This is a genomic window from Shewanella eurypsychrophilus, from assembly GCF_007004545.3.
Classification (GTDB): Bacteria; Pseudomonadota; Gammaproteobacteria; order Enterobacterales; family Shewanellaceae; genus Shewanella; species Shewanella eurypsychrophilus.
Window position 1 is genome coordinate 969795 of record NZ_CP045503.2, and the last position, 21039, is coordinate 990833.

Genomic DNA, 21039 nt, shown 5'->3' on the forward strand with positions numbered 1-21039 from the left:
AGATTGATGCCGATTAATTTCCTTCCAGTGAAAGTGAGTGATTTTTAGCACTTGAATTGCTATATTTTCAAATTGTTAAAGTAAAATTAGTTAAGGATGGTCGATGAGGATATTGATACTTTTGTTGATCTGGGTTCAACTTTCAGCCTGCTCTACTGCTGATTTTTACACTAGTAGTTGTGATTTCGTGACCAGTGCTGCAGAGAGTCAACAGGTGTGTGAAGAGCGCCTGAGCCGCCCTGGAACCGTTGAGCTGGAGAGTAATCGTAAAGTATCAGATGACACTGTGCAGGGGATATTGGGAGTGGTTTTTGGCTCGCTAAGTCGATTACTATCAAGTGATGAAGCCAATAATAACCCTTGTCTATAGTTTTTATATCCGACATCCCATATTCGGTACAAGTCGAGTCGCGTGCTATCACGTGATGAAGTCAGTAATAAACCTTGTCTATAGTTTTTATATCCGACATCCCATATTCGGTACAAGTCGAGTCGCGTGCTATCACATGATGAAGTCAATAATTAGGCTAACCATAAATATCGGCTTCAATCATTAAACAGAAGCTGCCTGTTACCTTCCCTCGTACCTACTTCCTAGGTTTTTATTGCTAGTTACTTATCTTTAGTGATCCTTCGACTCAGTGCACTTTGACTGATCCCTAGCATCTGTGCCGCCGCGGTTTGATTATTGGCGGTGCGGCTCATGGCTTCATCAATCAAGGCTTGACTCAACTGGGCGAGGGTTGGCAATTTTTTGGGGAAGTTCAAGGTATCTGTTTGGTGGCTTCCTTCCGGTTTCTGCTCATTGATCGCCTCCATAAATGGCGTGATATTGAGTTGAACACCATCACTGCGACTTACACCATCAAATACCATGCCTTTAAGCTCGTGAAGGTTTCCAGGGAATTGATAGTCTGCCAATTGATTAGCAAGATTACTGGGCTGTTGAGGTGCTTCAAGGCCCATGTCATGTGCTGCTAGTTGTATAAAATGGTTTATGAGCATAGAGAGATCAAGTTTTCGCTCACGTAAAGGTGGCAGCTTGATCTTATGAGATCTAAGTCGGTAAAGAAGATCGCTACGGAACTTGCCATTTTTATTGAGCACAAGCAGATCGTGCTGGGTTGAGGCTACAATTTTACAGTTAACGGGATAGGGGCGATCGCTGCCGACGGGGTAATATTGTTTATGTTCGATGACATCGACAAGTTTAGCCTGAGCTTCCAGTGGAAGATCGCCTACCTCATTGAGGTATAGAAGCCCTGATTGTACTTGATGTAGGGCACCTGCTTGAGCCGATACCTGACCGTCGTCATGGGTGGTGAGCTGACCAAAAAGGTGTAGCTCAAAAGCACGGGTATTGATCCCTGCAAGATTGACGTTGATAAATGGAGCATCATTACTAGTGAGTTGATGGCAAGACTTGGCAAATTCATCTTTTCCTGTACCACTTTCGCCATAAATAAGAATAGGCTCCGGGCTGAGTGCGACGGCTTCTAAATAGCGAAACTGATCCAGTAATACGGGCTCACAGGTCAGGATATTGTTGAATGCTTCAGGTTGGCTCAGGGTACGGCTCAAAAAACTCTCTTTAATTCTCAGGTAGTTTCTCTCAAGTCCTACGACCTCAAGGGCTCTTCGCACCGTGCGAGAGAGAACATCGACATTATCTGTTTTGATAAAGTAGTCATAGGCACCATTTTTGATACAGCGAACGGCAGTGTCAACTTCGTTCACGCCAGTGACTATAATGACGCGTGTTTTAGGAAAGTGTGTGCGGATCATCTCCAAGATGGTCTCACCAGAATGAAAGGGCATGGTGAGATCGAGTAGCACTAGGGCGTAGTCACCGATTGCAAGGCGGTTCTCGACCTGTCTGCTGTCCACACAGGTGTCGATGTGAGCTTCAGGGACAAGGCGGTTAAGTGTGATCGCTAAGCTTCTAAGCCATGAGGGCTCATCATCAACCAAGAGAATATTTCTCGCTAACTTCACAGGTATTGCTCCAAAGGTTGTGAGGTGGGGAATACAGGTGCCGAAGAAAAAACGATTTTGATGCTAGTACCATGGTCAAGCCTTGAGGAAAATTGCATCTCTGCTTGGTGCTCCTTAATAATTCGACTACAAACAGATAAGCCTAAGCCACTGCCGCCACATGAGCGTCTGGTGGTAAAAAATGGCTCCGTGATCCGTTGCAACGTTGCGCTGTCCATACCCGATCCTGTATCACTCACAATAATAAATACCTTGTCATCACAGATACCCGTTTCAATTGAGATGATGTTCCTAGTCTCATCATCTGCAGCGGTTGGGTTGCATGCGTGACAAGCATTTTGTATGAGGTTTATCATCACTTGATGAAGTTGTTGTGCGTCGCCCAAGATCACTGGTGAGGGCTCTGACAGTTGAATGTTTACTTTAAATATTTTTGTCTGGTTAGCGGTTAACCTCAATGAAACGCTAACGATATCATTGAGATCAATGGGCTGATGTTCATTGCTAATATTGGGCAGAGCGTATCGCTTAAGATCATTAACGATCCGGCTAATTCTGTTTGCTCCCTCTTCGATTGTGATACTGCTTTGGTTGAGCTCAACCAAAGCATGTTGAGGCTCTAGGCCAGCAACGAGCCAGAAAGGGTTCTGCTTTTGATAAGAATTCGCCGCCAGTTGGAGATCTTTTAATGCGTCATTAAAAAAGGCTATGGAGTGAATAATAATGCCGGTTGGGTTATTTATCTCATGAGCGATGCCCGCAGAAAGCTCACCGAGGGATGCCAGACGGCTCGCCTCATCATTAGCTTGCCTTAAATTGTGTTGCTCCGTTGCCTCCTCAAGTAAGATCACCGCTTGATCATCACCAATAAAGTGGATTTGAAGCTGCCAAAATTGTGCACGGTAAATCATATCTGCGATGAGTGAATTTTGGCTATCTAGCACTTGGGTTAAACTGTTGCTGAGTGTGAAAGAGCCACCATTGAGAAAGAGAAACTCACTACTGGTTAAGAGTTCGTTGTTATTATCGTTACTCCATAGTCTTTCACATTCACGGTTTAACAGTGTTACGCCATGGGGGATCCCGTCGAGCACAGATTGAAACTGTTTTGACAGATTAGATATCTGATGTTCAGCCCTTTTTCGCTGCGCTAATTCAAGATTAAGCGCTCGAGTGCGTTTTTTTAAACTTAGGCTGACAAACCCTGTGAATAGCATGCCAATAGCAGAGATGATGCTGACTATAATGGCTAGCCAAAACATCTTCTGCTGTGTGTTGGACAGATCGACCTTTTCTCGGCCGGTACCAAACCATTTATTGATGAGCCTGTCATACTCTCCCGAGAGCTTAAGTTGCCTTAGGGCATCGTTTATCTTGCCCATAAGCTGTGCATTTTTAAGGTTGCTGACAAAATTAAAGGCACCATAAATCAGTGGGTCGCTAGAGCTTCTAATTGAAGGGTAATGGGGCAGTAGTCGCCTAGCCACGAAATTTTCAGCTATCACCACATCAACTTCGCCGGCGATAAGCCGCTGAAAGCCCGTTTCATACAAATCTACATCGACGCGCTCAAATTCTTGAGTCTGGCCTGTGATATAAACATCAACAAATGCCTCTTTTTTAATGGCGACTTTTTTGCCTGCTAGGTCATGCCAACCGTGTATAAATGCCTTACCTTGCAGAGTGTATGCTTTAGCGTAAGTCGCATAGATGGGATCTGATTGGCTCAGCTTTCTATCTATAGTGACAGGGCTGACTACTGCGATAACATCAATGGGGCTGGTGTCATCATGAACATCGGTTAACAGTTGCTGGAATGTCTTTCGCCTAACAACTATTTGTTTATTTGTTAGCTGACCGATACGTCTCATTAGCTCTAAGTGAAAGCCTTGATCAACACCATTATTTCGCCACTCCAATGGTGGTGTTTTGGAATGTACGCCAAAAATGATGTACTCATCACGCTGTTCAGCCAATGACTTAGGGCTATAAAGTGCGCTAAGTAATAGTGGCCACAACATTAGCGTACTAAGCACGCGTCGTAAGGAGAGGGTTATACCAAAAGATTTCATGATGTTAGCTTAGCATTTGAGTACATAGGGGCGATTAATTCCAGTGTGGCTTTAACAGAATTGTTGCAATCTTATCGCTATTGTACACAGACTTGATTACCTCTTATCGCTTTGTAATCTCACTTTGTGATCTTGCTATATATCCTCTATGCAAAATTGCATAACAGCCTATGAATTGATGCATCTTTGCATGGTCAGAAACTTGAGCTGTGAAGCGACCGAGCTTTCTGTTTATAACTCTCTAGTTAAGCTTGAGAAGGTGCTCATTTGGGCGGAAGATTAACTCGAATTAGTGAGTTAACAATATCTGAAGACTGATATTTATCAGTTTCAGGAACTATAGAGATGAGCTGTTAGGCAGGGCAACGAAGAGTGCTAGTTTAACAGTTAGGAGACGTGATGAAAAAGTTGAAAAGTGCAATTTGTATAGCCGCATTATTAGGGACTACTGGTTTTGCTGCTAATACATTAGCTGCCGATAACCTTGCCGATTTCCATGGTGAAAATCAGGAATGTGAAAGTTGTCATACTGTAGATGGTGAGTTATCAAATGATAACCTTAGTCATGAGAACGAGCAGTGTGTTTCGTGTCACGGAACAATGGAAGAGGTTGCTTTAGAGACTAAACATGAGCATTACAATGCCCATGATTCTCACTTTCCTGGTGAAATAGCCTGTACTTCTTGTCATAGTGCTCATGAAAAATCTATGGTCTATTGTGACTCTTGTCATAGTTTCGATTTCGATATGCCATATGCAGCTAAATGGGAGCGTAATGAACCATCGATTGCTGAGCTAGCAAAAGATAAGTCTGACCGTGAAACTGCTCTTGCAGCAGCGCCTCAAGATACGGTAAATATTGTCGTTGTTGGCTCTGGTGGCGCAGGTTTCTCTGCATCAGTTGCGGCATTTGATAAAGGTGCTTCAGTTATCCTTATCGAGAAAGAGCCTGTGATTGGTGGTAACGCTAAGCTTGCTGCTGGTGGTATGAACGCTGCTTGGACCGATCAGCAAAAGGCGAAAGGTATCGAAGATAGCCTTGAGTTAATGACTAAGGACACCATGAAAGGTGGCCGTAACCTCAATGACCCAGCTCTTGTCGATGTATTAGTGAGCCACTCTAAAGGTTCTGTCGATTGGATGACTGCAATGGGTGCAGATTTGAGTGATGTTGGCCGTATGGGCGGCGCATCGGTTAACCGTACTCACCGCCCAACTGGCGGTGCTGGTGTTGGTGCTCATGTGATTCAAGTGCTTTATGATAATGCCGTGAAGCGTGATATCGATATGCGCATGAACACTCGTGGTATTGAGATCCTAAAAGACGACTCTGGTAATGTGAAAGGCCTGCTAGTTAAAGGTATGTACAAGGGTTACTACTGGATTAAAGCCGATGCAGTTATCTTAGCAACGGGTGGTTTCGCTAAGAATAATGAACGAGTGTCTAAGCTTGACCCTAAACTGAAAGGTTTTGTATCGACTAACCAACCAGGTGCGACAGGTGACGGTATCGATGTAGCGGCTAATGCGGGCGCTGCACTGCAAGATATGCAATACATTCAGGCACACCCAACGCTTTCAGTTAAAGGTGGCGTGATGGTGACTGAAGCGGTTCGTGGTAACGGTGCTATCTTAGTTAACCGTGAAGGTAAGCGATTCGTCAACGAGATCACTACACGTGATAAAGCTGCTGCGGCAATTTTGGAGCAAACTGGTAAGACAGCCTACCTTATCTTTGATGACTCAGTACGTAAGTCACTGAAGAAAATTGATAAGTATATCGGTCTAGGTGTTGTTCCGTCAGCTGACTCACTCGTTAAGCTTGGTAAGCTAGAAAATATTGACGGTAAAGCACTAACGGAAACAGTCGCTCGTTACAACACACTAGTGACTAGTGGCAAAGATACTGATTTTGAGCGTCCTAACCTTCCTCGTGCTCTTAATGAAGGTAACTACTACGCGATTGAAGTGACACCGGGTGTTCACCACACTATGGGCGGCGTTAAGATTGACTCAAAAGCTGAGATCATGAATGCCAAGCAACAAGTGATCCCTGGCCTATATGGAGCAGGTGAAGTTACTGGTGGTGTTCACGGTGCTAACCGCTTAGGTGGTAACGCTATCTCTGACATCGTCACCTTCGGCAGACTCGCTGGCGAAGAGGCGGCTAAATACTCTAAGAAATAGTTCTAAGACTTTTTATAAGAGCTGATTTTAAGAAATAGACGAGTAAAAAAAGCTGACTGCTTTCATCCCCACAGTCAGCTTCATCTCCGAAATACCGCTATTCACTTATCTAGATAAGAGTGATAGCGGTATTTTTTTGTCTACAATTAGCCACTAGCTGTGAGTTTTAAGGCTTAAGCCTTAAGCCTTAAGTGTGATATGACCCCAGTAAAGTGGACACAGGGTTTAAATTCTTGATTCAAATACTATGGGACTCACTCCATTTAGAGTCCCATGTCTTCTCACCATATTATAATAATCATCGATATAAAATCGACACTGTGTTGTCATTTCTTTTCTGCTTAGCTCTTCTAAGTTAGAGAACCATTCTTTCTTTAACTGAGCAAAAAAGCTTTCTGAGCAAGCATTATCCCAGCAATTCCCCTTTCTCGACATACTCACTGTGACCTTACGCTTCGTTAGCCACTTAAGTACTTCAAAGCTTCTGTATTGAGCCCCCTGGTCAGAGTGAAACATCAGCTCACTCCCATTTGGCCTTCGTTCTACCCAAGCTTGTTTGAGTGACTTCATCACCAGTTCGCTCGAATTTATGTAGCTCGTTGCCCAGCCCACCACTTTACGTGAGTACAAATCGATGATGACACATAGATACTGCCAGCCCTCTTTGCACCTAATTTGTGTAATATCTGATACCCAAACAGTATTAGGTTTAGCTACTTCAAACTCTCTGTTTAAGTAATTCGGCGCTCTTGTTTCAATCAACCTAGGCTTCACTACACCGAACTTCCTTTTACATGCTTTAGACCTGTAATCAAACACCTGTAACAAGCTTTGTACTCGCTTTTTATTACAATCGAAACCATTAGCTACAGCATCCAGCCATAACTTCCTATAACCCGCTATGCTCCTGTGCTCAGCTATCTTTTCTTTGAGAAAGTCAGACAGTACTTCGTTATCTTTATCGCGTTGAGAAGGCTTACGAACAAGCCAGCTGTAATAGCCTGAGCGAGATACACCAAAAATATCACAGAGCAATTTTATCGTTCTTCGAGTTGAGCAATAACCTTGGATAAACTGAAACTTTATCCCTGGTGTTTGTCGAAGAACTCCTTCGCCTTTTTTAAGATATCGTTCTCCAACTCTGCACGCTCTAATCGTTTTTTTAGCCCACGGTTTTCACGTTCAAGTTCAGCTAGCCCCTTATTAGGACCGACATTTTTAATAGGTTTAGAAGTGTGTTTCTTCGACGTCAATTGAGCTCTCCATTTACTGAGCAAAGCGGGATGGATACCTAATTTACCAGCTAAAGCCTTTACTGTATCGGGAGAGTTTAAGGATTGTTGAACAGCAGCTAATTTGAAGGCTGCTGTGTGGGTCTTACGAGTTATTATTTTCATGGCACCTTATCGCTTATATAAGGTGTCCACTTTTAGGGGGTCATATCAGTGGTAAGTAAAAGCGGTTGGCCATTGCCTAGACTCTATGACGTATGAAAGCTCAATCGAAGAGGGCTCTGATTGTTTATCACAATGCTCACTGCAGGTGATAGATCACCATGAAGGTTCGACCTCAAATATCCAGCCAAGTAAAACGTAACAAGACAGCTGACACAAAAAAACCACCCTATTAAAGAGTGGCTAATCATTCATACCGAGCAGCTAACTCTCGCTAGAGTTAGTCGATCTTTGGCTCTTCGCTGTAATCGACTTCATGATACTCAAGGCAAGCATCGACTTCATTGGCTGAGCCTAAAATCACTGCTACCCGCTGGTGGATCTCACTTGGCTCGATATCCATGATGGTCTCATAACCAGTAGATGCCTTACCACCCGCTTGCTCAACGAGGAATGACATTGGGTTAGCTTCATACATCAATCTGAGCTTATATGGCTTCTCTGGGTTCTTGTTATCAGTTGGGTAGGTAAAGATACCGCCACGTGAAAGCACGCGATGTACGTCACCAACCATGGCCGCTATCCAACGCATGTTGAATGATTTTTCACGCGGTCCTATTTGTCCGAGTAACAGATCGGCAATATAGGTTTGCATCGGTGCTTCCCAGAAACGCTGGTTAGACATGTTGATGGCAAACTCACCAGTATCTTTGCTGATAGACATGGCTTCAGTCGTGAGTAAGTATTCGTTAGTCTCTGGGTTCAGGGTAAATAATTGAACGCCATTACCGGTTGTTAGCGCCATCATAGTCGATGGGCCATATAACATATAACCAGCAGCGATTTGCTTGCGACCAGCTTGAAGGAAGCTCTTCTCACTCAACTCGCCTTTAGGGGCTGGCAGGATAGAAAAAATAGTGCCGACCAGAGAATTGATGTCAATGTTTGATGAACCGTCTAATGGATCGAAACAGACTAAGTAGTCCCCCTTGGCACCGACTTCAACGATGAAGTCTTCCTCTTCAGAGGCGAGGCCGCGAACTGTATCGTCCTTATCCAGCGCATCTTTGAGCATGTCATTAGTAATAACATCAAGTTTCTTCTGTGTTTCGCCTTGAATATTTTCTTGCTCAGTCGCGCCGAGGACACCAGCAAGTGCACCGTGGCGAACCGCGAGGCTTATCTCTTTTGAAGTGTTCGCTAATGTATGAATAAGCTGAGTCAGAGAGGCATCAACCCCTTGTGAGGTTAGGTTTTGGGCCAAGGTCTGCATGTTATTTCCTATGACAATTTCGAGTTAAACTCGAGTTTGAGGTCGGTAAAGTGGGTAATTTTTTATTTGGCGCGATCATACCTGAGATTGAACTTTTTTTCAGCGTAGGATACTGGCAAATTTTCACTTTGACGGCCCGTTTTAGTTTTTGCTCACTTTAGTGCACAATGTTATCGATATTTATTTCATCATCGCACAATCTGTTTCTTGACTATTTCTTAGATGTTTAATTTTTTGGTAAAAGACTCTTAGGTGTTTCATTGGTTGATAAGAGATTGAAGTGGTTAGCGTTGATGTGCTGTTAATTTCAAATCCTGGAAATAATAATGACAATAAAATGGATGAGAACACTGCTTCTCACGGTGCCTATGATTTTATCAAATTCTGCTTGCTCAAATCTAAACACGAGTTCGAGCCTTAACCTTGGTTCAGGCGCTATGGAAAAACCTAAAGTCGGAGAGATGACTCCTCTTACGATAGAGCGCCTCTATGACTCGCCAGCGCTTGCGGGTACCAGCCCGAGGGGACTTAAGCTGTCCCCTGATGGCAAGAGAGTCACCTACCTTGCAGGGCGTAAAGATAATCAGCATTTTTATGATCTCTGGCAGATGGATGTTGCTAGTGGTCAGCAGAGTATTTTGCTTAATGCAGATAAGCTCACCATAGGTGAGCTGTCAGATGAAGAGAAAGCAAGACGAGAGCGTCAGCGGATCTATGGTCAGGGGATCATGGAGTACTTCTGGTCTGATGATAGCCAGGCCTTGCTAATTCCTGCTTCCGGTGTGTTGTATTATGTCTCTGTTAATGATGGCTCAGTGAAGTTATTGCCAACGGGTGATGGGTTTGCTACCGATGCACGTCTTTCGCCTAAAGGTCACTTTGTTTCATTTGTGCGTGATCAGAACTTGTTTGTATTAGATCTTAAAACAAAGACGTTACAAGCCATGACCACTGACGGTGGCGGGGCGATAAAAAATGCCATGGCTGAATTTGTTGCTCAGGAAGAGATGGGTCGCATGACGGGTTACTGGTGGTCGCCGGATGAGTCTGCCATCGCCTATACCCGAATCGATGAATCTGGTGTTGAGCTGGTAACTCGCAATGAGATCTATGCCGATGGCATCAAGCTGACAGAGCAAAGGTATCCTTATGCGGGTAAGAACAATGTCCAAATTACTTTAGGCGTAGTTCAACTGAACGATAGTAAGACACAATGGATAGACCTTGGTAGCGAGCAAGATATCTATCTGCCAAGAGTTAAATGGTTACCCGATAGCAAACAGCTATCGTACCAATGGCAGAGCCGCGATCAACAAACTCTCGATCTTAGACTTGTATCAATAGACAAGCCTAATGCGTCTAAAAACCTCGTAGAGGAGAGAAGTGATGCTTGGGTAAACCTGAATAATGACCTGCACTTTATGAAGCAACAAGAGAGCTTCATTTGGGCATCGGAACGTGATGGTTTTAATCACCTCTATCTTATAGGGCTTGATGGTAAGGTTCAAAAACAGCTGACTTCTGGGGATTGGGTGGTTGATGAAGTTGAGCGTGTCGATGAAAAGTCGGGTTGGGTCTACTTCACTGGCCGTAAGACACTAGTGACTGAAAAACACCTGTATCGTGTGCCATTAGCGGGTGGTGAGATAGAAAGTATTAGCCAGCGTTCTGGTATGCATTCACCTGTATTTGCTGACAATGAAGCCGTTTATCTGGATTACTTTAGCAGTTTGTCGCAGCCGCCGCAGGTAAGCCTGCATGGCGATAAGGGCCAACAGCTTGCTTGGGTTGAGCAGAATAAGGTCGATAAGTCTCACCCGCTTTATCCATTCTTCGGCCAATGGCAGTTACCTGAATTTGGCCAAGTGAAAGCCGAAGATGGCCAAGCACTACAATACCGTTTGTTTAAGCCGACAAACTTTGATGCAAATAAGCAATATCCCGTAGTTGTTCGCGTCTACGGTGGTCCACATGCTCAGCTAGTCGTAAATAGTTGGAGTGAGCATGACTATTTTACTCAGTACTTATTACAGCAAGGCTTTATGGTGTTTCAGCTGGATAACCGAGGCTCGGCACATCGCGGCACTCAGTTTGAACATGTGATTTATCAGCAGCTAGGTGAAGCAGAGGTCAACGATCAGAAAGCAGGTGTCGATTATCTGCGTTCACTGCCTTATGTGGATGGTGACAATATTGCGCTTTATGGCCACAGTTATGGTGGCTATATGGCCTTAATGGGTTTGTTTAAGGCACCGAGTTACTTTAAGGCTGCCATCTCGGGTGCACCAGTGACAGACTGGGCCTTGTATGACACCCATTACACCGAGCGTTATCTGGGTCATCCTGATAAAAATGCTAAAGGTTATGAAGCCAGTAGCGTATTGCCTTACGTTAAAGGTTATCAGTCTGGCCTGTTGATGTACCACGGTATGGCCGATGATAATGTGCTATTTGAAAACAGCACTAAGGTGTATAAAGCCCTGCAAGATGAAGGGAAGTTATTTCAGATGATCGATTATCCCGGCTCTAAGCATTCAATGCGAGGAAATAAAGTTCGAACGCATCTATATCGTTCACTGGCTGATTTTCTTGAGAGAGAGTTGAAATAAAAAAGTTGTAAGCGGTAAGTTTTAAGTTGTAAGTAAGAGATGAGGCTTTAAGTATTCCGGCTCTGTCTTGGGCCTTACAGCTTAAAACTCGAAGCTTTCTTAGCCCTGTCTTGGAACTTACCGCTTACCGCTCTGTTCCAGACATAAACCCCCTCTTTGGCCATCCGTGGCCACCGGGGATAACTTTTTAGTTATAGGAAGTCCCTATACAACGTCCTTCCTATACCATCCGTGGTGGAAGGACATAAATGTTCCAGACATAAACCCCCTCTTTGACCGTCCGTGGCCACCGGGGATAAATACTTCCATATACAAAAAAACCAGCCGATAGGCTGGTTTTTTTTATGAATAGGAATAAAGCGTTAGCTTTATGCCTCTTCTAAGTTACCGCAGAAACGATAACCTTCACCGTGGATCGTTGCGATGATTTCTGGCGTATCAGGTAAGCTTTCGAAGTGCTTACGGATACGACGGATTGTTACATCAACAGTACGGTCATGTGGCTTAAGCTCGCGGCCAGTCATCTTCATAAGAAGGTCAGCACGGCTAAGGATCTTGCCTGGGTTCTCAACAAAATGCAGCATAGCGCGGAATTCACTACGTGGCAGCTTGTATGACTCACCTTGTGGGCTAACCAAAGAACGACTGTTGATTTCAAGGCTCCAACTGTTGAAACGGTAAAATTCAACACTGCTCTTATCTTCAGATTCTGCACCTGTGCTATTAACGCGAGTCAATAGGTTACGGGCACGGATAGTTAGTTCACGTGGGTTGAATGGTTTAGTGATGTAATCATCAGCACCGATTTCAAGACCCAAAATTTTGTCGACTTCATTATCACGGCCCGTTAGGAAGATAAGGCCGATGTTGTTAATTTCACGTAGTTCACGTGCTAACAGAAGACCGTTTTTACCAGGAAGGTTGATATCCATAACAACTAAGTTGATTTTGTTTTCCTGCATGGCTTTGTGCATTTCTGCGCCATCATTTGCTTCAGTTACCACATATCCTTCAGCTTCAAAAATACTTCTTAGCGTGTTACGGGTAACGGCTTCATCTTCAACGATCAGAATGTGCGGGTTTTGCATATTAATTTACCTAATTTGTTCAAATCTGCTCTAACAATGAGCGCGTGTATACGAGTTACAATGGGCGCCCAAACTCATTTTACTGGCCTTTACTGCTACGTAGGTGCTTTCAAAACGGCTGAAACAGCAACACACTTCCATAATTAGTAAAGTATGCGTATCTCAATAAATGGAAACGCGAACTGTATTTTCTTCGATTAATAATAGTGGGATTTAGTTCCCTCTATTAATTAATATTTTTGAAGATTAAACGCGAATATTGAGCTTGCTCGCATTTTATACAGAAATTTGGCTGACTTCTAAGTTTGACATCTGCTCGTATTGTAACAAGGTGCATCACGAACATCTGTGATGGTACAAGGAGCGACAAGGCCTATTGTACTCGTTTTAGGCATTTGTTAACAAATGAAATGTTAACAAAATTACTTCTGGATTTGATCTATATCACGCTTGACGCTGTAAGTTATTGAATTTAAAGAGTGTCGAAAAAATGATTTTAGTGATCTAGATCGCAGGACTAGGAAGATATGCTGAATTTGCTATAATTATCTGAATCTAATTGAGGGAATTGGTCCAGATGATCGACTTGAACAAACGACTCTTGAACAAGAAACTATGGCAGCACTACCAAAATACTGAATTTCTTTTTACCCAAACCTTATCTTCTCAGCTGTCCTTTGCAATTATCACAGCCCATAATCCCAAGGGGCAGATCCTCACTTCTTGTCAAAACCGTCTATTAGATAGACAGCTTCAACTGGCAATAGAAAAATTTAATCGCCCCTATAGAAGTGTAATAGGGGCGTCTCAAGATCGCACCCATATGGAAAAAAGTTGGGCTGTTGCGATTGATAAATTAGCTGCGGCACATTTAGGCATGAAGTTTAATCAGAATGCTATTTATTTTGTTGATAATAATCAATTGGCATTAGTTCCTTGTCTTTTCAGTCAAGACGAGCAACATCAAGAGATCATTATTGGTGAGTTTTCTCCGCGCGTAAAATTAGTCAGCGAACTACCCGACTTTGATTATTAGCTTATACCAATTCCATTAAACATATGATCAATTCAGAGCTTTCTCAGGGCTTTAAATTCAAGGCGCATTGTTGACGAAATGGTTATTCCCTTTTGAGGCAATGCAACGCAGAAGTAGAAGCCCTGAGAAGCTCACGAAGTGCGGGTTAAAAAACACTTTAAGCTGCGAAAGTGGCTTTCGATATAGAATAACTATTAGCTTCAATCCCCTTATCTTGCCTACAGCGTTTTTAACTCCCGCTGAATGGTCACTTATTTAATGGAAATGGTATTAGTAAAACACTGATTTCTCATTTCCATATAATTCTTATGGCATTTAGTTGTGATTCTCCATTGACTTAAACTATCTAAATTTGATAATTTGCCCTTTCCTTATTCTCTTTATGTACGCATGAATGAGTCTGAGGTACAGAAGAGGAGCGTTAGCTAGGTAGTAAGTTTGAAGAGTCCAAACTCTGATGATGACTTATGAGGGAGATTAACGCCGAGATATCTCAGTATTTGGATTTACTCGATATCGGTCTATAGGGCTGAATCCCATAGATTGTCACCTTTTATTGGTGGAGAGCTTCTGGTGGTGATTGCTGTTTCCCGTCTCTGGGGTGCGTTATCTTTGCACCAGGCTCTTCGAACGAAGTTAGTTCGGAGCGTGATCATGTTAGTTTTATATCCTTTTTTATTATCAAATGAACTTCATCAGTGTCTACTTTCTGTGGAGGCTGTGTAATGTCCCTTATTGTTGCTAAGTTTGGTGGAACCTCTGTGGCAGATTATGCCGCTATGAGTCGTTGTGCCGATATCATTCTCGCTAATCCTAATACCCGTGTTGTTGTGGTCAGTGCATCGAGTGGCGTAACTAACTTGTTAGTTGAACTCACTCAAAACAATTTAAGCGATCAGCATAGAATTAAGCTGATAAAACAAATTGCACATATTCAGTATCAGATCTTAGATGATCTTGGCAGTCCTCAAGAGGTTGCAGCAAGACTAGATACTGTCCTTAGTCGTATTTCGGTATTGAGTGAAACCCTAAGTAATAATAGTAGCAAGGCAACGATGGATGAGCTGCTGGCACAAGGCGAGCAGTGTTCATCGGCCTTGTTTGCAGCTGTGCTAAGGGAAAAAGGGGAGGCTGCTAGCGCATTCGATGTACGTCAGGTGATGCGAACCGATAGTCATTTTGGACGGGCAGAACCACAGATTGAAACAATATCTTTATTAGCCGCAGAGTATTTAGCACCATTATTATCATCGCAGCGCATCGTGACTCAAGGCTTTATTGGCGCCGATGAAACCGGTGCAACGACGACTCTAGGTCGTGGAGGTAGCGATTACTCTGCTGCCTTATTAGCAGAGGCCTTGAAGGCGACAGCCGTTGAGATCTGGACTGATGTTGCCGGGATCTACACCACAGATCCTCGCATCGCGCCTAAAGCCAGCCCTATTGCGGAGATTAGTTTCAATGAAGCCGCCGAGATGGCGACATTTGGCGCAAAAGTGCTCCATCCTGCGACAATTCTGCCAGCGGTAAGACAAAAAATTCAGGTTTTTGTGGGTTCTAGCCGTGAGCCTGAAAGAGGTGGCACTTGGATCCGCCATGAAGTTGATGATGCTCCGGTTTATCGAGCGGTAACAGTTCGCCGGGATCAAACATTACTCAATCTGCATAGTCTGCAGATGCTTCACGCTCAAGGATTTCTGGCCGAAACTTTTGCAACTTTAGCCAGACATAAGATCAGTGTCGACTTGATCACAACCTCTGAGGTTAATGTGTCACTGACTTTAGATAAGACGGGTTCTGATTCTGCCGGGAACGGCCTACTCAGTGAATCTCTGTTGCAGGAACTATCACAACACTGCCGCGTACGTGTCGAAGAAGGTTTGGCGCTGGTGGCCATAGTCGGAAATAAAATTGCATCCACTCCCGGCGTATGCCGCCGTGTTTTTGAAGTTTTAGAGCCACATAACGTGCGCATGATCTGTCAGGGGGCTAGCCCCCACAACTTGTGTGTTCTTGTTGCTGAGTCGGAAGCTGCGCAAGTCGTCAGTGCATTGCATAAAAACCTATTTGAGTGATAAGAGTCTGAGAACCTAGGCTCTAGGATTTAAACCTTTTGAAGGATGGAAAATGAGCTTTACCCAATCATCGTTAAAGATCGGTGAGTTAGCGACAGGCCAAGATCTTACTTTGCCGATTTTTAGTCATAAATGTGAAAGCCCTACGGCGCCTAGCGTCTATATACAGGCGAACGTGCATGGTGCTGAGGTGCAAGGTAATGCCGTTATCTATCAGCTGATGCAATTACTTGAACATTATACTATTTGTGGTGATATCACCTTAGTGCCTCTGGCTAACCCGCTTGGAATTAACCAGAAAAGCGGCGAGTTTACGTTAGGGCGTTTCGATCCTATCACTGGTGTGAATTGGAATAGAGAATATCTAGATCATCAAGTGGACGTAAAAGCTTGGTACGCCGCTAATGACACTTTGAGTGATGATGAGCTTATCACCCATTATAAATCTATGTTGCTTGATGCATGTCATCAGCGCTTAAGTCATGAATGGGGCATCACTACCGGACATCAACAGGCCGTAATGCTGCAAACCATGGCACATCAGGCTGATATAGTATTAGATCTTCATACAGGGCCTAAATCTTGTAAACACCTCTATTGTCCTGAGTATGATGCCAAAGCGGCAGCTTTCTTTTCTATCCCCTATACCTTATTTATTCCCAATGATTTTGGTGGCGCTATGGATGAGTCAATCTTCTGCCCTTGGTGGCAACTTGCCGAGCATATGCAGTCGGTTGGTCGTAATTTTGATCTGCCTGTTTCGGCTTTCACATTAGAACTGGGCTCGCAAGAGAACATTAATCTTGCCGATGCATTGATTGATGCTAAGGGGATCTTAGCTTACCTCAGTGAACGTGGTGTGATCGAGCAGAAGGTGATGGCAGCAGAAATGACACGCTATGCTTGTTATCTGAAAGACTATAAAAAGTATCACTCGCCTTTGGGAGGCATGGTTGAATATCAGGCTGAAGTCGGTGAGCCTTTAAAGGCTGGCGATCCATTAGCAAATATTCTTAGAATAGACTTATATGGAACAGAAAAAGCCTTAACCACACTGAGCCTAAAACAAGACTGTGTGCCTATCCTACATTTTGCCTCGGCTTCTGTGTATCAAGGTACAGAGCTGTATAAAGTGATGACCAAGGTGTTTGAGATATAGCTGATTGAGACAGCAGTTCCTTGTTATACCTATAGGTATAAAGCTGGAATTACGGATAAAAGAAGGGAGCCAATAGGCTCCCTTTTGTTTTATTGCTTACTATCTACACCTGAATTAACGCTTACGACGACGTAGGCCTGCAAGTGGAAGTAGTAACATAGTTAACCAACCTAGAGAGCCACTGCTATCCTCATCTCTCTCTTTTACCGTAAAGCTTGCAGATCCTGCTTCGCTTTCTAGAGTGCCATCGCTAGCTATTACACTAAATGAGTATGTTCCTGCTTTGGTCGGGGTTACTCGAATGTTTTCCTCAGTGTCAGTAAACTCTAATGATTCACCAGCAGTTTGAGTCCACTTAAAGGTGAGCATGTCGCCATCAGCATCGAAGGCATTAGATTCAACCATAGTAGGGCGGCCTGTAATGGTATTACCTGCACTAGGAGCAACGGTTGGTGCATCGTTGATCTTGTTTACAGTGACAGTGACCATAGTTGGAGTTGAAACATTTCCAGCTTCATCTTCTGTTGTATAGGTGAAGCTATCTTTACCGAAGAAGTCTTTATTCGGTGTATACACTGCAGCACCATCTTCAGCGAGAACCACTGTACCGTTTTCAGGTTCGTCAGCGATAGTCGCCTTACCTAATGCGCCATCAGCAGAAACATCTATAAGACGCTGAGCGTTAGCTGTCATACCGTCACCAGTGATAGAAACACGAGCCACTTTTTGATCCGGCATAGTGTCATTCTCAAGTACATTTAGCTCAACACTGCTCTCTTCATCAGTTTCAACCTTGTCAGCCTGACCATGGTTAAAGCTAGAGGCTTTAACCATATAGTCAATTTCAACGCTACCGGCTGCCGTGTTTTGAAGTTGGACGTAATCATCTGTTACTACGGTTCCGCCTTCACCATTGTAATGGTACGTGGTACCTACGCTGCCGCCAATGTTCTCAGCACCGATTGTAACGTTTGCAGGCATGTTTGGAATATCATGGTAGTTGAACCAGATATCTTCCTCTGCACCAGCCTTAATCCAAACACTGAATGTATATGCATTACCCGATGTATCGCCATAAACCTGAGCTTTATTCCACTCGACAACAATAAAAGTATCGTCACCTGATTCAGCAAATTGAATACCTAGCTCACCACCACCGGTATCGCCAGCTGTGCCGTCAGTTAGATCATAGTCAGACCAGAATGGAGCTAAGATATTATTAGGGTTTGCTGAGTCAGGGAGTTGTTTATTGTTCCAAGTACCTGATGTTGTGCCACCACCGACAATAACGATACCGTTGTCTGAAATGGTGATGCTGTCATAAGTTGTACCATTGTACTTATATTCAGGAGTGCTGAATGTAAATGCTTTTTCGTCACAGCCTTCGTCACAAGCAGGAACATAAGCAATACCTAAGTCAAAAATACTAGGGCTTGCTCCGGTACCTTTTGCTGAATTGATCTCAGGAAGCTCGAGCTTACCAACCCAAGTTATTAAGCCTAAGTCTTCATTGACATCAAAACCATTTTGCTGAGCGCCATTGATGGAAACACTGACATCATCCTCAGATGTTAATGCAGTCCCTTCGGGGGCTTTGGCTGTTATCGTCACTGTATTTTCAAACATTGAGTTGTTAACGATAGCCTTAATCGGAAACTCATCACTTGCTTTAATATCTGTTGCTGTTGTAACGGCAGAAATGAGTGATGAATCGCTAGACTCTTTAGCCATAATGGCTAATGGAAGGTGTGCATCTTGCTTACCTTCATCGCTCTTGATCATGATATTACCGAAAATCCAAGAACCGTATTCACTATATGTTGAGTCAACAGTTACTGTGAACTCAGCAGAACCACCCGCTTCAAGCTCTAGGCTTGATGGATAAACGTTGATACCGGCACTGTCGGCAGAAGCTGAAAGTGACCAAGATGTTGTTTCATCGCTCTTGTTGTATACGGTGCGAGTGAAGGTACAAGGGCCCACACATGAATCTGAAGCGACTGATGGCTTATCAAATGTTAGTACAGCTTTAGCAGCTGCATCGAGATCCATGCGACCTGCACCCATAGCAAACGGTGATGCAGGAGTTTCGGCATCATCATCAAGTACACTCGTCATATGAGCTGTAGAAGTTAACGCTGTTTTAATATCATTTGCACTCCACTCTGGGTGAAGTTGACTCATAAGCGCTGCGGCGCCTGCAACATGCGGACTAGCCATACTAGTACCAGTCATGGTGGTAAAGTCTGTGCCATCTTCATCTGGCGATGTTGCAGAAAGGATAGATGTACCTGGAGCGGCTAGATCAGGCTTAAGGATATTTTGATTGCCGTTTGGACCACGTGAGCTTGAGACGTTTATTAAGTCGGCAAGCGCCTTATTTGAAATACGCTTAACTTCAGCAGCAATTGTCCCAACAGTCTCACCGTCTAGACCTTCGATGACTGCAGCACCATCAACATCAGATATCATTACACCTGGTAATGTTGCATCAGGCATATGCATGCTGATGGGAGCACCTGCTTTGCTGTTGTAAACCACCATAGCTTTCGCGCCTGCGGCTTCTGCATTAGCGGCTTTATCTGAGAATGCACATGTGCCACGAGAAATTAACGCTATGCCGTCTTTGAAAGAATCGGCTGGAAAAGCGGCACACCCTTCAAAGTTTTCAGCATCTAAGTTAATCGCTGCAATAACAGGAAGGCTGATATCTTCAGTGACTAAGCTATTGTTAGCTTCGATGGCAAGAAGTTCATCGCCGCCAGCTGTAAAGCCGTTGGCAAAGAACCGGCCTGTTGTGCTGTTAGCAACGGTTATACCTGATTCAATACAACCTGGGCAACCGATAGTCTGTGCGCCATTACCGTCGTTACCGGCGGCAGTTACAACCACTACACCGGCAGCTTCAGCAGCTTCAAACATTGTTTTGTATGGGCTGTTTGCTGGATCGCCGCCAGCACCACCACCCCAAGAGTTATTGATCACGTCTGCGCCATCGTTGACTGCATGCTCTAACGCTTCCATCAACATGATGTTTGAACCGCTACCACCAGAACAATCTTCTTTAGTAAATAGTGCTTTGTACACCATCAAATAAGCAGCTGGTGCCACACCTGACAGTTCAACCTCAATGTCTTTAAAAGTGGTTGAAATCTTGTTACCGACTGAAGTACCTGCAACGTGTGAACCGTGTCCACCGTAGCCCAGTGGACTCATATGTTCATCAGCACAGACTGCGAAGGTAGGTTGAGACCAACGCGCAACAATCAACTTATCGTTACAAAAGCTGGTATCAACACTCGAACAATAATCATCAATTGGCATGTTCGCCGTTGGCTTAGAAAAACCTTCCCCAGAGAACATTGGGTTTTCCGGGCGAATACCAGTATCTATAACTGCAACACGGATATCTTTACCCGCATTTTCCATTCCAGAAACCGCTTCCCACATTGCAGCACTGTTGATGACTTCATGTGAGGCGTCCATGTTGGTTTGGTACATGGTTTCAGGGTAAACAGATTTAACGCCTGGAATTGCAGATAATTGCTCAATAGTTAGACCTTGTCCAACTAGAGTCACACCGTTAAATAATGTTTTGAAGTTTCGCTCAACTTTAGCGTTTGGCGTTACCTTAGAGAGTGCACTTCGAAAAGCCTGCTGCTCTGTTTGAAGATGGCTAGCGTAGCTTATTGATGGTGCTGATTGTGTATTAACGCGTTCACCTTTTTTAGTCGGTGCCGTTGCTGTGAAAGCTTGAATTCCACCTTGATATTTAGCTATTGCTGGGGATTCAAGTTCGACAATGAATCTTTGAGGGGCGACTACTGCAGATTTTAATACTTCAGGTTTTTTATAATTATCTACAGAGGTTAGCTCTGGAGAAAAATTATTTGCAGAGTAATCGCTGCTTGCCATTGCCGCACTAGATACTAGCGCTGCTGTTATTGCTATCGATAGTTTTGTTTTCACAACTTCTTCCTTGTCAACTGAAGGCACAGAACTTAACTGCTGTGCTATTTTATAATTATGTTTTTATTATTTTGTTACCTCTATGTTGAGGTTGTGTATTTTGTAACACAAAAAGTTCACATAATTAACTCTGAAAGAGAAAAAAGTTGTAATTTACATTTTTTAGTCTACGAAATAGGCAG

12 protein-coding genes and 1 riboswitch are annotated in these 21039 nt (G+C 43.8%); of the genes, 6 read left to right on the forward strand and 6 right to left on the reverse strand.

Annotated elements, in window-relative coordinates; genetic code table 11:
* Positions 1-103 precede the first annotated feature (103 nt).
* The gene (locus tag FM038_RS03985; protein WP_142872059.1) at positions 104-370 is read left to right on the forward strand and encodes a hypothetical protein; all 267 of its coding nucleotides are present in this window, start codon (positions 104-106) and stop codon (positions 368-370) included.
* Positions 371-612: 242 nt separating this feature from the next.
* Here FM038_RS03985 and FM038_RS03990 read toward each other — a convergent pair whose 3' ends face one another.
* Together FM038_RS03990 and FM038_RS03995 are read right to left on the reverse strand one after the other, a co-directional pair.
* Positions 613-1995: a sigma-54-dependent transcriptional regulator gene (locus tag FM038_RS03990; protein ID WP_142872060.1), complete on the reverse strand. Its 1383-nt coding sequence runs from the start codon at positions 1993-1995 to the stop codon at positions 613-615.
* Positions 1992-4067: an ATP-binding protein gene (locus FM038_RS03995; RefSeq protein ID WP_419555614.1), complete on the reverse strand. Its 2076-nt coding sequence runs from the start codon at positions 4065-4067 to the stop codon at positions 1992-1994. The genes FM038_RS03990 and FM038_RS03995 overlap by 4 nt, the downstream gene beginning before the upstream one ends.
* Before the next feature lie 399 nt (positions 4068-4466).
* Here FM038_RS03995 and FM038_RS04000 point away from each other — a divergent pair, with 399 nt between their 5' ends.
* On the forward strand, positions 4467-6254 hold the full coding sequence (locus FM038_RS04000; RefSeq protein ID WP_142872061.1) for a flavocytochrome c: 1788 nt from the start codon (positions 4467-4469) through the stop codon (positions 6252-6254).
* 225 nt (positions 6255-6479) lie between these two features.
* Here the strand turns inward: FM038_RS04000 and FM038_RS04005 are convergent.
* A protein-coding gene (locus FM038_RS04005; protein WP_142872721.1) for an IS3 family transposase occupies positions 6480-7651 on the reverse strand; the annotation gives its coding sequence in 2 pieces (ribosomal slippage) (positions 6480-7381 and positions 7381-7651; 1173 coding nt in all).
* Positions 7652-7928: 277 nt separating this feature from the next.
* Positions 7929-8921: a class 1 fructose-bisphosphatase gene (locus FM038_RS04010; protein WP_142872062.1), complete on the reverse strand. Its 993-nt coding sequence runs from the start codon at positions 8919-8921 to the stop codon at positions 7929-7931.
* A gap of 341 nt (positions 8922-9262) precedes the next feature.
* On the opposite strand from FM038_RS04010, the gene FM038_RS04015 reads away from it, so the two are divergent.
* On the forward strand, positions 9263-11530 hold the full coding sequence (locus FM038_RS04015) for a S9 family peptidase (protein ID WP_419555638.1): 2268 nt from the start codon (positions 9263-9265) through the stop codon (positions 11528-11530).
* Between the two features lie 368 nt (positions 11531-11898).
* On the opposite strand, the gene arcA is transcribed toward FM038_RS04015, so the two are convergent.
* Positions 11899-12618 (reverse strand): two-component system response regulator ArcA, encoded by a 720-nt coding sequence (gene arcA, locus FM038_RS04020; RefSeq protein WP_142872064.1) that lies wholly within the window; start codon positions 12616-12618, stop codon positions 11899-11901.
* Positions 12619-13195: 577 nt separating this feature from the next.
* On the opposite strand from arcA, the gene FM038_RS04025 reads away from it, so the two are divergent.
* The 3 genes from FM038_RS04025 to FM038_RS04035 all read left to right on the forward strand — a co-directional run bounded on the left by FM038_RS04025 (position 13196) and on the right by FM038_RS04035 (position 16888).
* Positions 13196-13654: a DUF3293 domain-containing protein gene (locus FM038_RS04025; protein WP_142872065.1), complete on the forward strand. Its 459-nt coding sequence runs from the start codon at positions 13196-13198 to the stop codon at positions 13652-13654.
* Between the two features lie 403 nt (positions 13655-14057).
* Positions 14058-14232, forward strand: a riboswitch (Lysine riboswitch).
* Between the two features lie 147 nt (positions 14233-14379).
* On the forward strand, positions 14380-15729 hold the full coding sequence (gene lysC / locus FM038_RS04030; protein WP_142872066.1) for a lysine-sensitive aspartokinase 3: 1350 nt from the start codon (positions 14380-14382) through the stop codon (positions 15727-15729).
* Between the two features lie 52 nt (positions 15730-15781).
* The gene (locus FM038_RS04035) at positions 15782-16888 is read left to right on the forward strand and encodes a succinylglutamate desuccinylase/aspartoacylase family protein (RefSeq protein WP_142872067.1); all 1107 of its coding nucleotides are present in this window, start codon (positions 15782-15784) and stop codon (positions 16886-16888) included.
* A 114-nt stretch (positions 16889-17002) separates the two neighbouring features.
* On the opposite strand, the gene FM038_RS04040 is transcribed toward FM038_RS04035, so the two are convergent.
* A complete protein-coding gene (locus FM038_RS04040) occupies positions 17003-20857 on the reverse strand; it encodes a S8 family serine peptidase (protein ID WP_142872068.1) in 3855 nt (1284 codons plus the stop codon).
* Positions 20858-21039 lie beyond the last annotated feature (182 nt).